General features: G+C 70.5%; 14 protein-coding genes. 4 read left to right on the top strand and 10 right to left on the bottom strand.

The genetic code is table 11. The features are described from left to right. The first annotated feature begins 1 nt into the window (after position 1). The 3 genes from ACF1CT_RS32005 to recX all read left to right on the top strand — a co-directional run bounded on the left by ACF1CT_RS32005 (position 2) and on the right by recX (position 3,316). Positions 2-1,168: an AI-2E family transporter gene (locus ACF1CT_RS32005; protein ID WP_391787520.1), complete on the top strand. Its 1,167-nt coding sequence runs from the start codon at positions 2-4 to the stop codon at positions 1,166-1,168. Between the two features lie 285 nt (positions 1,169-1,453). Beyond that, entirely contained in the window at positions 1,454-2,599 is a 1,146-nt protein-coding gene (gene recA, locus ACF1CT_RS32000; RefSeq protein ID WP_391787497.1) for a recombinase RecA, read from the top strand. Positions 2,600-2,602: 3 nt separating this feature from the next. Continuing rightward, on the top strand, positions 2,603-3,316 hold the full coding sequence (recX, locus tag ACF1CT_RS31995; protein WP_391787496.1) for a recombination regulator RecX: 714 nt from the start codon (positions 2,603-2,605) through the stop codon (positions 3,314-3,316). 91 nt (positions 3,317-3,407) lie between these two features. On the opposite strand, the gene ACF1CT_RS31990 is transcribed toward recX, so the two are convergent. Continuing rightward, the gene (locus tag ACF1CT_RS31990; RefSeq protein WP_391787495.1) at positions 3,408-4,121 is read right to left on the bottom strand and encodes a hypothetical protein; all 714 of its coding nucleotides are present in this window, start codon (positions 4,119-4,121) and stop codon (positions 3,408-3,410) included. Between the two features lie 229 nt (positions 4,122-4,350). After that, a complete protein-coding gene (locus ACF1CT_RS31985) occupies positions 4,351-5,805 on the bottom strand; it encodes an MFS transporter (protein WP_391787494.1) in 1,455 nt (484 codons plus the stop codon). Between the two features lie 166 nt (positions 5,806-5,971). Between ACF1CT_RS31985 and ACF1CT_RS31980 the strand changes: the two genes are divergently transcribed. Beyond that, the gene (locus ACF1CT_RS31980) at positions 5,972-6,784 is read left to right on the top strand and encodes a TetR family transcriptional regulator (protein WP_391787493.1); all 813 of its coding nucleotides are present in this window, start codon (positions 5,972-5,974) and stop codon (positions 6,782-6,784) included. Between the two features lie 12 nt (positions 6,785-6,796). Here the strand turns inward: ACF1CT_RS31980 and ACF1CT_RS31975 are convergent, their stop codons facing one another. The 8 genes from ACF1CT_RS31975 to ACF1CT_RS31940 form a co-directional block, all read right to left on the bottom strand. Continuing rightward, positions 6,797-7,486: a hypothetical protein gene (locus tag ACF1CT_RS31975; protein WP_391787492.1), complete on the bottom strand. Its 690-nt coding sequence runs from the start codon at positions 7,484-7,486 to the stop codon at positions 6,797-6,799. 390 nt (positions 7,487-7,876) lie between these two features. Beyond that, on the bottom strand, positions 7,877-8,284 hold the full coding sequence (locus tag ACF1CT_RS31970; RefSeq protein WP_391787491.1) for a rhodanese-like domain-containing protein: 408 nt from the start codon (positions 8,282-8,284) through the stop codon (positions 7,877-7,879). After that, positions 8,281-8,799: a cysteine dioxygenase gene (locus ACF1CT_RS31965; protein ID WP_391787490.1), complete on the bottom strand. Its 519-nt coding sequence runs from the start codon at positions 8,797-8,799 to the stop codon at positions 8,281-8,283. The genes ACF1CT_RS31970 and ACF1CT_RS31965 overlap by 4 nt, the downstream gene beginning before the upstream one ends. Before the next feature lie 99 nt (positions 8,800-8,898). Continuing rightward, complete coding sequence (locus ACF1CT_RS31960) at positions 8,899-8,985, bottom strand: putative leader peptide (protein ID WP_360027292.1); 87 nt, start codon at positions 8,983-8,985, stop codon at positions 8,899-8,901. Positions 8,986-9,017: 32 nt separating this feature from the next. Next, positions 9,018-10,643 carry an FAD-dependent monooxygenase gene (locus tag ACF1CT_RS31955; protein ID WP_391787489.1) on the bottom strand — a complete coding sequence of 542 codons (1,626 nt, stop codon included), beginning with the start codon at positions 10,641-10,643 and terminating at the stop codon, positions 9,018-9,020. A gap of 333 nt (positions 10,644-10,976) precedes the next feature. Next, on the bottom strand, positions 10,977-11,900 hold the full coding sequence (locus ACF1CT_RS31950) for an amino acid ABC transporter permease (protein ID WP_391787488.1): 924 nt from the start codon (positions 11,898-11,900) through the stop codon (positions 10,977-10,979). Then, positions 11,897-12,544, bottom strand: coding sequence for an amino acid ABC transporter permease (locus ACF1CT_RS31945; RefSeq protein ID WP_391787487.1), 648 nt, complete (start codon positions 12,542-12,544; stop codon positions 11,897-11,899). Before ACF1CT_RS31945 ends, ACF1CT_RS31950 begins: the two co-directional genes overlap by 4 nt. 106 nt (positions 12,545-12,650) lie before the next feature. Further along, the gene (locus ACF1CT_RS31940) at positions 12,651-13,574 is read right to left on the bottom strand and encodes a glutamate ABC transporter substrate-binding protein (RefSeq protein WP_391787486.1); all 924 of its coding nucleotides are present in this window, start codon (positions 13,572-13,574) and stop codon (positions 12,651-12,653) included. Positions 13,575-13,585 lie beyond the last annotated feature (11 nt).

Here is a 13,585-nt window from a genome sequence, read left to right as displayed (position 1 = left end):
CATGCCCGTGTGGCTGCCGCGTGCCATGGTGCTCGCCCTGGCTCTCTACGCCTGCTTCCGGCTCGGCAGCTGGGCGTTCGACCAGCTGATCGGGCTGCTGATCAACGTGCTGATCGCGTTCTTCCTGGCGCTCGCCATCGAACCGGCCGTGAGCCGGATGTCGGCACGCGGGATGCGGCGCGGTTTCGCCACCTTCCTGGTCTTCCTCGTCGTGCTGATAGCCGCCACCGGTTTCGTGGTCCTGCTCGGTTCGATGCTCGCCGGCCAGATCGTCGACATGGTCGAGGACTTCCCGAAGTACCTGGACTCGGTGATCAACTGGGTCAACCAGAACTTCCGTACCGAGCTCTCCCGGGTCGAGGTCCAGGACAGCCTGCTGCACTCGGACTGGCTGCAGAAATACGTCCAGAACAGTGCGAGCGGGGTCCTCGACATATCCGCCACCGTGCTCGGCGGGCTGTTCCGTCTCCTGACGATCTTCCTGTTCTCGTTCTACTTCGCCGCCGACGGCCCCAGGCTGCGGCGCGCCCTGTGCTCGGTGCTGCCGCCCGCCAGGCAGGCGGAGGTCCTCAGGGCCTGGGAGATCGCGGTCGACAAGACCGGCGGCTACCTCTACTCGCGCAGCCTGATGGCGCTCATCTCCGGCGTCGCGCACTACATCGTGCTGGTGATCCTCGGCGTTCCGTACGCCCCCGCGCTCGCCATCTGGGTCGGACTCGTCTCCCAGTTCATCCCCACGATCGGAACGTATCTGGCGGGTGCCCTGCCGATGCTGATCGCGTTCACCGTCGACCCCTGGTACGCGCTGTGGGTGCTCGGCTTCGTCGTGGTCTACCAGCAGTTCGAGAACTACGCGTTGCAGCCCAAACTCACCGCCAGGACCGTCGACATCCACCCGGCGGTGGCCTTCGGGTCCGTCATCGCGGGCACGGCACTCATGGGGGCCGTGGGTGCGCTGATCGCGATCCCCGCCGTCGCCACCCTCCAGGCCTTCCTCGGGGCCTATGTGAAGCGGTACGACGTGACGGACGACCCGCGGGTCCACGGCCGTCGGCAACGCGGTGAGGCGCTGCTCACACGGGTGCGCCGGTCGTTGTGGGCGGGCGGCGATGACGACGGGGCCCGCGACGGCCGGGCCGGGGAGGAAAGCGGCCCGGAGCGCGCCTGACCGCGCCGGGCCGTGTCGGGCCGGGCTGCGTCGGGCCCGGCCCGCCGGGAAGGCCGCGGCCTCCCCGGCGGGGCGTGACGGCGGCGGAACGGGGACGGGGCGGTCCGGCGCGGTGCGCTTGACACTAAAATCGAACATCCATTCTTATGGGATTCCGGCCGGGGTCTCCCGGGTCCCGGCCGCGGAGTTATCCACAGGACGGGAGGACGTCGAGGCCCATTGTCAGTGGCAGGGGTTAGCGTCTTTGACGTGAAGCGATCGACTCAAGCAAATCGGGTGGAACCCATGGCAGGAACCGACCGCGAGAAGGCGCTGGACGCCGCACTCGCACAGATTGAACGGCAATTCGGCAAGGGCGCGGTGATGCGCCTCGGCGAGCGGCCGAACGAGCCCGTCGAGGTGATTCCCACCGGATCGACCGCGCTCGACGTGGCCCTCGGGGTCGGCGGCCTGCCGCGCGGCCGTGTGGTGGAGGTGTACGGGCCGGAGTCCTCCGGCAAGACGACGCTGACGCTGCACGCCGTGGCGAACGCGCAGAGGCTCGGCGGTTCGGTGGCCTTCATCGACGCGGAGCACGCTCTCGACCCCGAGTACGCGAAGAAGCTCGGTGTCGACATCGACAACCTCATCCTGTCCCAGCCGGACAACGGCGAGCAGGCCCTCGAAATCGTGGACATGCTGGTCCGCTCCGGCGCGCTCGACCTGATCGTCATCGACTCCGTCGCCGCGCTCGTGCCGCGTGCCGAGATCGAGGGCGAGATGGGCGACTCGCACGTCGGTCTGCAGGCCCGGCTGATGAGCCAGGCGCTCCGCAAGATCACCAGTGCGCTCAACCAGTCCAAGACCACGGCGATCTTCATCAACCAGCTGCGCGAGAAGATCGGCGTGATGTTCGGTTCGCCCGAGACCACGACGGGTGGCCGGGCGCTCAAGTTCTACGCCTCGGTGCGTCTCGACATCCGCCGGATCGAGACGCTGAAGGACGGCACCGAAGCGGTCGGCAACCGCACACGGGTCAAGGTCGTGAAGAACAAGGTCTCGCCGCCCTTCAAGCAGGCCGAGTTCGACATCCTTTACGGTCAGGGGATCAGCCGCGAGGGCGGCCTGATCGACATGGGCGTGGAGCACGGCTTCGTCCGCAAGGCGGGCGCCTGGTACACCTACGAGGGCGATCAGCTCGGCCAGGGCAAGGAGAACGCCCGCAACTTCCTCAAGGACAACCCCGATCTCGCCAACGAGATCGAGAAGAAGATCCTTGAGAAGCTCGGTGTCGGGGTGCGGCCGGACGACAGCGCCACCGAAACCGCCGCCGGCGCGGCGGGCGGCGCCGTGGCATCGGCCGACGGCGCGAAGCCGGCCGACAGCGCGAAGTCGACCCCTGCTCCGGCCGGCAAGACCAAGGCTGCCAAGGCTGCGGCGGCCAAGAGCTAGGCCGTGACACGTCGAACGGAATGGCCGGTCGATGCCGCGGACCCGAGCGCCCGTCCCGGTTCGGAACCCGCCGCCGGGCATACGGCCGGGACCGGGGAGGAGTACGGGCCGGAAACCGGGGCCGGCCGCAGTACCGGCGAGGGAGCGGGCCGCCGTGCCCGCACCCGTTCCAGAAGCAGCGGCTCCCCCTCCTCGTCGAGGGCCGAGCGGGGGGAGTCGCGAGACCCGGTCGAGCAGGCCCGCAACATCTGCCTGCGGTTGCTCACCGGGACCCCGCGTACCCGGAAGCAACTCGCGGACGCCCTGCGCAAGCGGGAGATCCCGGAAGAGGCGGCAGAAGAGGTGCTGTCGCGCTTCGAGGGCGTCGGCCTGATCGACGATGCCGCCTTCGCGGACGCCTGGGTGGAGTCCCGGCACCATGGCCGCGGGCTCGCCCGTCGGGCGCTCGTCCGCGAGTTGCGCACCAAGGGGGTGGACCCCGCCGTGATCGACGAGGCGGTGGGACAGCTCGACTCGGAGCAGGAGGAGGCGACCGCCCGCGACCTGGTGGCGCGCAAACTGCGTTCCACCCGCGGCCTGGACCGTGACAGGCGACTGCGCCGTCTCGCGGGCATGCTCGCCCGCAAGGGGTATGGGGAGGGGATGGCCCTGCGTGTGGTGCGTCAGGCGTTGGAGGAAGAGGGAGAGGACACGGAGGGGCTGGACGAGCCGTTCTGATCGGGAGGCTCCGTGCTGGTGCGCACGGGCGGCGTAGCGGACGGGTGTCGCGGGATCGGGGTGTGGTGGTGCCGTCCGGACACGTCGGTGGCTACGGCTCCGATCGTCGTGGAGGCCCGTACGCGCGGAGTTTCCTCGCGTCCTGTTCCCGGCCCGAGCGTCGCCGTATGCCCGCGTGGAGAAGCGTCGCGACGGTGGTGGCGAACAGGCCACCGGTGGCCGACAGACTGACGACGTCGGGACTGCGGTCGTTCGAGGCCTCGATCCACGGCTTGAGGCCGCCGACCGGGTCCTTGAACAGGACGACGTGCTGCCCGGGCTCGAACTGGCCGTAGCAGTTCTGCGTCTCGTCCAGGTCCTGGACCGTTCCCGAGGTGTCGACGACGCGACAGAGATCGGTTTCCGTGCCCTTGGGATTGACCGTCCTGGAGGTGTCGACCACCAGGGCATCGGCCCTGTCGCCGAACCGCTTGAGGTACGCCTCGTGCAGGGTGGGCCCCGCGAAGAAGCCGAGGGCCATGGTGGTGGCCGTGGCGACGACCGCGGCCCCCGCGCGGTGCCAGATGCCGCCGGCCATGATGGCCGCGGTCGCCGCCGCGACCATCATGAGGACGACACCGGCCCAGAACCAGAGGTACAGGCCGAGGACCGTGCTCACCACGGTGACCAGCGGAATCAGCACCGCCCACAGCAGGGAGTCCAGCACTCGGGGGCGTGCGGACGTCGGCTGGGGAAGGGGTGCTCCCCAGGAGGTCCCCTCCGCTCTGCCCGTTCCGTTCGCTCCCGCTGTTTCGGCCGTTGTCACGCCGGTCCCCCTCGTCCTGGCCGGAAGATGCTTCGACCGGTGAATGTACCGGGTGGCTTGATGTGGACACGATGGCGGATTGCTCTGTCGTCCTGTCCACATCAAGGAGGGCGGTGGCGGAGCCCCGCCGGGGGCGATACCGGGTAGGCACTGCCGGTTGTGGACGGCGGACGGGGTCGGGGAGGGGCCCCGACTCCGTGGCATCCGCCCGTCCCGTGGCGAAGCGCGGTCAGACCTCGGCCGTGACCTGTTCGGGCGAGGCGCCGGCCTTCTTGCCGTCCCCGATCGAGGCGGCCCGGGCGGCGGGGATGACGCTCGCGATGAGCGCCGCGACGAGTGCGACACCGCCGCCGATGATCAGGCCGGTGCGGAAGCCGCTCTCGGAGGTGAAGGTGTGACCGCCCATGGTGACGGTCATCTGGGAGAGGACCACACCCATCACGGCGGCGCCGACCGAGGTGCCCAGCGAACGCATGAGGGTGTTGAAGCCATTGGCGGCCGCGGTCTCGGAGAGCGGCACCGAACTCATGATCAGCGCGGGCATCGAACCGTAGGCGAGGCCGACACCGCTGTTGATGACCATGAGCGCCACCATGAAGCCCGGCGCGGAACCCATGAGCACGAGCGACAGTCCGTACCCGGCGGCCAGCACCAGGACACCGCAGATCAGGGTGAACTTCGGGCCGCGTGCGTCGGTGAGCTTCCCGCCCAGCGGCGAGACGATCATCATCATGATGCCGCCCGGCGCCATCCACAGCCCGGCGGCCAGCATCGACTGGCCCAGTCCGTAGCCGGTGGCCTCGGGGAACTGGAGCAGCTGCGGCACCACCAGCATGCTCGCGTACATGCCGAAGCCGACGAAGATCGAGGCGATGTTGGTGAGCAGCACCCGCGGACGGGCCGTGGTGCGCAGGTCGATCAGCGGATCGCGGGTACGCAGCTCCCAGGCGCCCCAGGCCAGCAGGATCACCAGGGCGGCGACGAACAGCCCGAGGGTGGTGGCGGAACCCCAGCCCCAGTTGGCTCCCTTCGACACGGCAAGCAGCAGACAGATCAGCCCGGCGCCGAGGCCTGCCGCGCCGAGGCCGTCGAAGCGCTGGCCCTTGGCGGCGGCCGGGACCTCGGGAATGAAGAACCAGATCGCCACGGCGATCGCCATGGCCAGGACGGCGGAGCCCCAGAACAGCGCGCGCCAGTCGGCGTACTGGGCGACCGCCGCGGCGATCGGCAGACCGAGCCCGCCGCCGATGCCCATGGAGGCACTCACCAGCGCGATGGAGGAGCTGAGCTTCTCCGCCGGGACCACGTCGCGCAGCAGGGCGATGCCGAGCGGCACCATGCCCATGCCCATGCCCTGGAGCCCGCGTCCGATGATCATGGGTATGACGGAGGAGGCGAGTGCGCAGACGAGCGAACCTGCCACGAGCGGAACGGAGCAGGCGAGGAGCATGCGGCGCTTGCCGAGCAGGTCGCCGAGACGTCCGGAGATCGGTACGCAGATCGCGCCCGCCAGCAGGGTGACGGTGATCACCCACGCCGCGTTCGACGGCGTGGTGTGCAGGATGCCGGGCAATTCCGCGATGAGCGGCGTGACCAGCGTCTGCATGATCGCGGCGGTGATTCCGGCGAGGGCCAGCGTGGCGACCACACCGCCGGTGCGGGCCGTGGGCTGGGGGGCGTCCATTCGGGACTCCATAAGGTGAAGGGGGCTGCCGGGGTGTACCCACTGACCCGGAGCCATAAGTAAACATTTGCTTACATGGAAGCTAGGGCAGGCCCGGGTCCGTGGTCAACATTTGTTTACATGACGGCGCGATCGGACGTACCGTTCGGGCGGAGAGAGGGCAGCCATGAAAGCCAGCAGTTCCCAGGCCGGTCCCACGCCACCGGCGACGACGGCCGGCGCCCCGTCGGCGTCCCGGCGGGGGAGCGGCGCCAGGACTCGTGGGCTTCTGCTCGATGCGGCCCGTCGCCGTTTCGCGCATGACGGATACGCGGCCACCACGGTGCGCGACATCGCCGACGACGCCGGCGTCAACGTCGCCCTCATCAACCGTTACTTCCAGTCCAAGGAAGGTCTCTTCGAGGTCTGTCTGAAGGCGGTCATCGACGAACTCGTCCACACCGCGGCCGCGGTGGCGGACCTGGGGCGGGCCCCGGAACGGATCGGCACCTACACGGCCGGGCTCCTCGCCTCGGACGGTCACAGCGACGCACTGCTCCTGCTGCTGCGTTCCTCCGGCGACGAACGGACCGAACGGATGCGAAGCGGCCTGCTGCGCACGTTCAGCGAGCGGCTCGCCTCGGCCGTCGGCCACGGCTCCGAGGAGCCCGTCGGTCAAGGATCCGGGGAGCCCGCCGGTCAAGGATCCGGGGAGCCCGCCGGTCAAGGATCCGGGGAGCCCGCCGACGATGAGCTTCTCCTGCGCGCCCAACTCGTGCTGTCCGTGGCCTTCGGTGTCACGGTGCTGCGCGCCTCCCGCAGCCTGGAACCGCTCGCGTCGGCCACCGAGCAGGACCTCGCCGGGCCGCTGAGCGACCTGGTCGACGCCCTGCTCACCGGGCGGGGCCGAGAGAATCCGTGGGCGGGCCGGGGTGCGAGGCACGGCCGGGCCGACGCCACGGCCGCCGCGGGGGACGGGACGGCCGGGCCACGTCGGTGAACGCGGTGTCGGTCACTGCCCTGCCAGAGCGGCCCGGTCGATGGTGGCGTCGATCAGGGCGAGAGCCTCTTCGGCGGTGCGGCCGGGGCAGCGGTTCCACGGCCCGATCAGGCCGGTCCAGCCACGGGAGCGGAGTTCGGTGACGATCCAGGCGCCCGCCCGGTCAACGGTGTCCAGGGAGCCGTAGCCCAGTCGGTGCGCGGTGAGGAGCGCACCGCAGACGCACCGGGCGCCGCGGGCGTTGCGGAGCCGGTACGGAGTGTTCTGCCACCCCCACTCCGTCAGGACGCGCCGTGCATGGGCGAGATGCGTGGACGGCCGGATATCGGGCTGCCCGATGCGGCGCCAGGTGTGGAGCCGGTCGGGGAGCATCGCCCCCAGTCTTCCGGGGAGGGGCCGTTCGCGCGGCGCGGCCGTCGGCAGGGCGCGCACGGAATCGGCGATGAGCTGGTCGACCGGCACGGACAACAGGTCGCGCCAGCCCTCCGGCCGACGGTCCGGAGACGGATCGGTGCTGACGGGGAAGGGGATCGGACGCACCGGTTCGACGGCGGTGAGGTCCCAGCCGGAGACGATCCGGTACCAGACCTCGGTGTCGTGGAGACGAGCGGCCTGCGCGTCGAGTTGGTCGGGGGTCGGGAGGGGGATGGTGGCGCGGTGGCGGACAGGAATGGGAGCGGGGGTGGGGGTGGGGCTCGGCATGGGGGCGCAGCCTCCGTCACGTGTTCGGCGTTGAGCCGAATGTCGGTCGTGACCGGAGATCGCTCCACCGGGGTGCGGCGTTCGGGTGTGTCGTCGCGGATTCGGGGGATCGGCGAGCGAGGCCGGTGCTTCTCTCGCCTCCCCGGCCGCCCCCAACGCGGGCGGGGAACGCCCGGCGTTCGCGGCCCGGCGCTGGTGCGGAGCCGGGCCGTCGGACCGGGACGGGCGCCTGTGCCGTCCCGGCCGTCGCACCAGGATGGACACCTGTGCCGTCCCGGTCGTCGCACCGGTACGGGACGCGCGGCTGCGCCGTCCCGGTCGTCGCGCTCGGATCGGGGGTCCTGCCGTCCCGGCCGTCACGTCTGGGCCGGGGGTCCCGTCGTCCCGCCGTCACGTCTGGACCGGGAGCCCCGCCGTGCGCCATGCCTGGAAGCCGCCGATCAGGTCCGTCGCCCGGTGCAGCCCCAACTGCCGCAGGGACGCGACGGCGAGGCTCGACGCGTACCCCTCGTCGCAGACCACCACGATCCTGAGATCGTGGCTCACCGCCTCCGGGGCCCGATGGCTTCCCCGCGGGTCGAGCCGCCACTCCAGTTCGTTGCGCTCGACGACCAGTGCCCCCGGAATCAGCCCGTCCCGGTTCCGGAGTTCCGCGTAGCGGATGTCGACGAGCAGGGCCCCGGCCGTGCGTGCGGCGGCGGCCTCCGCCGGGCCGAGTCTGACGAATCCGGCCCGGACCCGTTCCAGCAGCTCGTCGATCCCGACCGGCTCCCGTCCGCCCGCACGCCCACCGCTCACTGCCAGTCCTCCGGACTCTCGATCTGTTCCAGCCGGAGCACGGAGCCGGTCCGGCTGTAGCGCCGGATCCGCGGCAGCGGCGGATAGTACGCGTGGACGGAGACGGCGTGCTCCGTGGCCGACTCGTTCAGTACCTCGTGGACATGGTGGCGGCCGAATGCCCGGCCGCGGCCGGTGGCCAACTCGCGGGAACGGTCGATGCCGTCGGTGAGTTCGAGGGTCCTCCAGCCGTCGGTGGGCAGCCGGGCGGCGAGCGAGAACTCCCGGAGAGCGCCGGCCGCGACAGTGAAGGCGCCGATCGAGTCGGCGTGGTCGTGCCAGCCGGTGCCGGAGCCCGGCGGCCAGCCGATCAGCCATGCCTCGCTGTCGCCGGGCCCGTCGAGAGAGATCCAGGTACGTCCCTCGGGATCGAGGGGGAGCGAGGCGACGACCGCGGCGTCGGCGGCGACACGGCGGACGAAGTCGAGCAGTTCCGCGGCGGCGGGACCGGAATCACGCCCGGTGGTGGGGGACACACGGACAGAGGGGGAGGAGGCAGACACAGGAACCGTCCTGGGTTTCGCACGGAGGCACGGCCGCACGGCGGAGCGCACGGCACGGCGTGGAAGGGCGAGTCAGCAGGACGGGCGACACACGCAGCCCGCGTAGCGGACGAGGTCCATATGGACCCTCCGCCACAGGCGCACATCGGTGCCGGTCATGTTCGGGAGTACACCACGCGGACCCGCGGCGGTCAATTGATGTCCGCTGTCCGGTCGGAGCGCGCGGAAGCGCGCAGGTCGCCGCCACGCACCGTGTTCGCCGCCGCGTGGAGTTCCTGGGGCCGGACCCCGGCGAACGCCGCCACGAGATGACCGTCCGGCCTGATCAGCAGCACGGTGTGGGCCGAGGCTCCCGGATAGCTCTCCGTCACCAGCAGCTCGCTGTTCACCGGCAGCGCCTCGACGGCCTCGGCAAGACGTGGCATGACGCCGGCGGTCATCCAGTGACGCCGGTCCCACACCCCCGTTCCCGGCGCCACCAGAACCACCAGGAGGTGCCCCAGCCCCAGCCGTTCACGCAGCCGGACCGTGGTGCCGTCGGGGGCGGTGACCCGTACATCGGCGACCGGCGCACCAGGGGGCGTACCGACGGACGTGTGCGCCTCGGCGCGTGGGGGCGCAAGGGGCGAGTACGCGTACGAGGGGGGCGCACCGAGTGGGCCATGGCCCAGATGGCCGTCGGCGAGCAGCGAGTCGTGCCCCCGTGCGCTCCCCGGGAGCAGGGTCCGCAGGCCGCCTCCGCCCCGCAGTATCGGCAGCGACTGGTCCGCGGCGCGCAGCCGCGCGGCCACCGCGGCCCGCCGCTCCGCCTGGTAGCTGTCGAGCAGCACCTCCGGCGCGTCGTGGTGCCAGACCCGGGCCAGCTTCCAGGCAAGGTTCTCCGCGTCCCGCAGTCCCTCGTCGACCCCCTGGGTGCCCAGCGCGCCCAGCAGGTGGGCGGCGTCCCCGGCCAGCAGGGCCCGGTCGGCCCGCCAGCGCAGGGCGAGCCGGTGGTGCAGCGTGTACACGCCCGTGTCCAGCAGTTCGTAGGGCGGTGTCTCCCCGCACCAGCCCGCCAGGGTGTCCCGGATCCGGTTGATCAGCGCGTCCGGGGTGACGAGTTCGCCACGTGGCGGAAGCAGCCAGTCCAGCCGCCAGGCGCCGTCCGGCAGCGGCCGGGCGGTCACCTCGTCACCGCCGCCGCGCCACGGCGGAAGCCGGTGCAGCACCGCCTGCCCCGGCCACGGCAGCTCGGTGCGCAGGGCCGCGACGGCATGCCGTTCCACCGCCGTCCGCCCGGGGAAGCGGATGTCGAGCAGCTTGCGCACCGTGGACCGGGCACCGTCGCAACCCACCAGGTAACTCCCGCGCCACCAGGTCGCGTTCGGCTCCCGGGTGTGCACCGTGACCCCGGTGGCGTCCTGCTCCAGCGTGTCGATCCGGCTGAACGGAGCCACCCGCACCAGATCCTGCGCCGTCACCGCGTCCCACAGACCGCGGGTCAGGGCGTGCTGCGGCAGATGGACGGGGGAGGGCGCCGGTGGATCCTCGTCGCAGGAGCCCTCGTCGAGCACGCCGAGCGGCAGTTCGCGGACGACCTGCCTGCGCCGCATGGACCGCCATCCCGACCACCGGGTTCCCTCGTGCTCCAGCGTCTTGCAGCCGAGGCGTTCCACCAGGTCGGCGGTGTCCTCGCGCAGCACCACGGTGCGGGCGGGGCGCGTCTCGTCCTTCGCCGGATCCTCGTCGAGCAGCACGGAGGGGACGCCCTGCGCGGCGAGGGCGAGCGACAGCGCCAGACCGACCGGTCCCGCGCCGACGACGATCACCGGGTCCACGGGGCAGCTCCTCGGACCGGTGCGCACGGCGCGGACACGGACGGCACGAAGGCGCGGCCCGGCATCGGGACGAGGCGTGGAGGAGGCGTGGCGGCGGAAGGGGCAGCGGGCGCGATCACAGAACGTATGCAACCTACTGCCGGTGCCCGCGTCAAGCGACACCGAAGGGCGGTGAGGGGCGGTGGCGCATCCGCCACCGCCCCTGGAGAGAGCCGTCGGACCGGCACCGCCCGCCACCGCGGCGAGCGCCCTGCGCACCGGTGCTCACCGGTGTGCCCGGGTGCGCCCCCCGTCGGTGTGCCGAAGACGCCCCGTCAGGGGGCGCCGCCGTTCTCAGCGGCCGCCGGAATCCTGGGTGCCGCCGTCGGTGTGCGGGCCCGCCGGACCGGAGCCGGCCGGAACGAGCGGGGCCCCGTCCGGCCCGGTGGCCGTCGCCACCGCGACACCGCCACCGGTCCTGGCCCGCCGCCCGCGCTTCTCGATCCACGTGGCGAGCGCCGAGAGCAGGAGGCACATGCCGACGTAGATGGCGCCGATGACGATGATGGTCGAGACGTACGGGTACTGACCGTTCACCTGCGTGTTGGACGCGATCAGACGGGCGGTCTGAAGCAGTTCCGGGTACAGGATGATGAATCCCAGCGAGGTGTCTTTGAGGGTGACCACGAGCTGGCTGATGATGGTCGGCAGCATGGCCCGTACCGCCTGCGGCATCAGGACGGTGACCATCACCTGGGTCTTGCTCATGCCCAGGGCGTACGCGGCCTCGCGCTGGCCCCTGGGCACGGAGTTGATGCCGGCGCGCAGCACCTCGGCCTGGACACAGCCGTTGTAGACGGACAGCCCGAGTGCAAGTGCCCACATCGAGTAGTCGGTGAGGAAGCCCACCCAGATCGCGTAGATGGTGATCAGCAGCGGGATCGAGCGGAAGAGTTCGATGAACGCGGTGGCGAACCAGCGGACCGGCTTGTGGTCCGACAGGCGGCCCACGGCGAGGACCACACCAAGGATCAGCGAGCCGATCGCGGCGAGACCGAAGGCCTTCAGCGTGGCGAGTACGGCGTCGGCGATGTTCTGCCGGATACCGGAGTAGTTGAAGATGTCCCACATCTCGGGGGCCAGATGCCCCTTGTCGGACAGTCGCACGAAGCTGACCGCGAGCAGGGCCAGGATGGCGAGGGATCCGACGACCGCGTAGGCCCGGTTGCGTACGACGGCCTTCGGGCCCGGTGCGTCGTAGAGCACGCTGGCACTCATCGGGCGACCTCCATGCGACGTTCGACCATCCAGAACAGGCCGCTGATGGCAAAGGTGACGACCAGGTAGCCGAGGGCCACCCAGATGAAGACGGGAGTGATGGCGTAGCCCCGGTCACTCATGAGCTTCTGCCAGCCGAACAGTTCCGTGACGCTGAAGGCACCGGCGATCGCCGAGTTCTTGGTGAGTGCGATGAAAATGCTGCTCAGCGGCGGAATGACGGTCCGCGTGGCCTGCGGCAGCACCACGATCCTCAGCGTCTGGGAGAACGTCATGCCGATCGAGCGGGCGGCCTCGGCCTGGCCCAGCGGAACGGTGCCGATACCCGAGCGGACCGCTTCGCACACGAACGACGAGGTGTAGAAACCGAGCGCCAGCGAGCCGAGCAGGAACGGGCTCATCCCGGGGAAGAGGATTTCGGGTACGACGAAGAAGGAGACCAGGAAGAGGAGGGTCAGCGGGGTGTTGCGCAGCAGCGTCACCCAGGCGGTCCCGAAGATCCGCAGCGGCGGCACCGGAGAGACCCTGAGTCCGGCGATGAGGACACCGAGGACCAGCGCGATGACCGAGCTGATGGCGGTGATCGACACGGTTCCTATGAAGCCGTCGCGGAATTCCGGGAAATTGTCGAGCAGTACATTCATGAGATCTCCGCGTCGGCTGTCAGCGGCATCGGGGCAGGGGGGAAGGGGCCCCGTACGCGTTCCGGAAGGAGGAACCGCGTACGGGACACGTCAGTCGACTTCTCGGTCAGTAGCGCTCGATGGCCGGCGGGGCCACGTACTTCGAGCCGGACAGCCCGAGGGTCGCGTCGTAGATCTTCTGGTACGTGCCGTCGTCGACGTGCTTCTTCAGGGAGTCGTCGATGGCGTCGCGCAGGACCTTGTCGTCCTTGTTGAGGCCCACGCCGTACGGCTCCTCCGTGAACGGCTTGCCGACGACCCTCAGCTTCTTGGGGTTCTGCGCGGCGTAGCCCTTGAGGATCGAGTCGTCGGTGGTGACCGCGTCGACCTGCTTGGTCAGCAACTGCTGCACGCAGTCGGAGTACTTGGCGAGCTCGACGACCTTCGCGCCGTACTCGGGCTTCTTGATCTCCTGGAGCGGCGTGGAGCCGACGATGGAACACACCTTCTTGTCCTTCACGGCGTCCTTGCCGGTGATGGAGGTGTCGTCCTGGCGCACGAGGAGGTCGGCGCCCGCCTTGTAGTACGGGCCGGCGAAACCGACCTGCTTCTTGCGCTCGTCGTTGATCGTGTAGGTGCCGACGAAGTAGTCGACCTGCCCCTTGGAGATCGCGGTCTCGCGGATGCCCGAGTCCACGGTCTTCCACTCGATCTGGTCCTTCGAGAAGCCCAGGTCGGCGGCGATCATCGTGGCGATCTCGATGTCGAAGCCGGAGCGCTCCTTCGTCGACTGGTCCTCGAACCCGAGGAAGGGCTGGTCGGCCTTGGCGCCGATGACCAGCTTGCCGCGCTTCTTCGCCTCCTTGAAGGTCGGCGAGTCCAGGTCGACGCCCGTCGCCACGGTGTACTTCGGCAACTCGGGGGCACCCGAGGCACCGGGCTCGGCCCCGGCGGGCTTGTCACCGGCCGAGCCCTCCTTGCCGCCGCAGGCGGTCGCGGTCAGGGCGAGCACGGCGATGGCCGCGACGGCGGCCGACTTGCGGAGATTCATGTGAACTGTCC

Origin of the sequence: Streptomyces sp. NPDC014734 (genome assembly GCF_043083325.1) — a bacterium.
In the GTDB taxonomy this organism is placed as follows: domain Bacteria; phylum Actinomycetota; class Actinomycetes; order Streptomycetales; family Streptomycetaceae; genus Streptomyces.
This window is presented reverse-complemented; position numbering and strand designations above follow the sequence as displayed.

What these genes read in the sequence shown, in the direction of transcription:
- ACF1CT_RS32005 (WP_391787520.1), top strand. Translation starts at nt 2, where the DNA reads ATGCCCGTGTGGCTGCCGCGTGCCATGGTGCTCGCCCTGGCTCTCTAC.
- recA (WP_391787497.1), top strand. Translation starts at nt 1,454, where the DNA reads ATGGCAGGAACCGACCGCGAGAAGGCGCTGGACGCCGCACTCGCACAG.
- ACF1CT_RS31985 (WP_391787494.1), bottom strand. Translation starts at nt 5,805, where the DNA reads ATGGACGCCCCCCAGCCCACGGCCCGCACCGGCGGTGTGGTCGCCACG.
- ACF1CT_RS31980 (WP_391787493.1), top strand. Translation starts at nt 5,972, where the DNA reads ATGAAAGCCAGCAGTTCCCAGGCCGGTCCCACGCCACCGGCGACGACG.
- ACF1CT_RS31975 (WP_391787492.1), bottom strand. Translation starts at nt 7,486, where the DNA reads ATGCCGAGCCCCACCCCCACCCCCGCTCCCATTCCTGTCCGCCACCGC.
- ACF1CT_RS31960 (WP_360027292.1), bottom strand. Translation starts at nt 8,985, where the DNA reads ATGACCGGCACCGATGTGCGCCTGTGGCGGAGGGTCCATATGGACCTC.
- ACF1CT_RS31950 (WP_391787488.1), bottom strand. Translation starts at nt 11,900, where the DNA reads ATGAGTGCCAGCGTGCTCTACGACGCACCGGGCCCGAAGGCCGTCGTA.
- ACF1CT_RS31945 (WP_391787487.1), bottom strand. Translation starts at nt 12,544, where the DNA reads ATGAATGTACTGCTCGACAATTTCCCGGAATTCCGCGACGGCTTCATA.
- ACF1CT_RS31940 (WP_391787486.1), bottom strand. Translation starts at nt 13,574, where the DNA reads ATGAATCTCCGCAAGTCGGCCGCCGTCGCGGCCATCGCCGTGCTCGCC.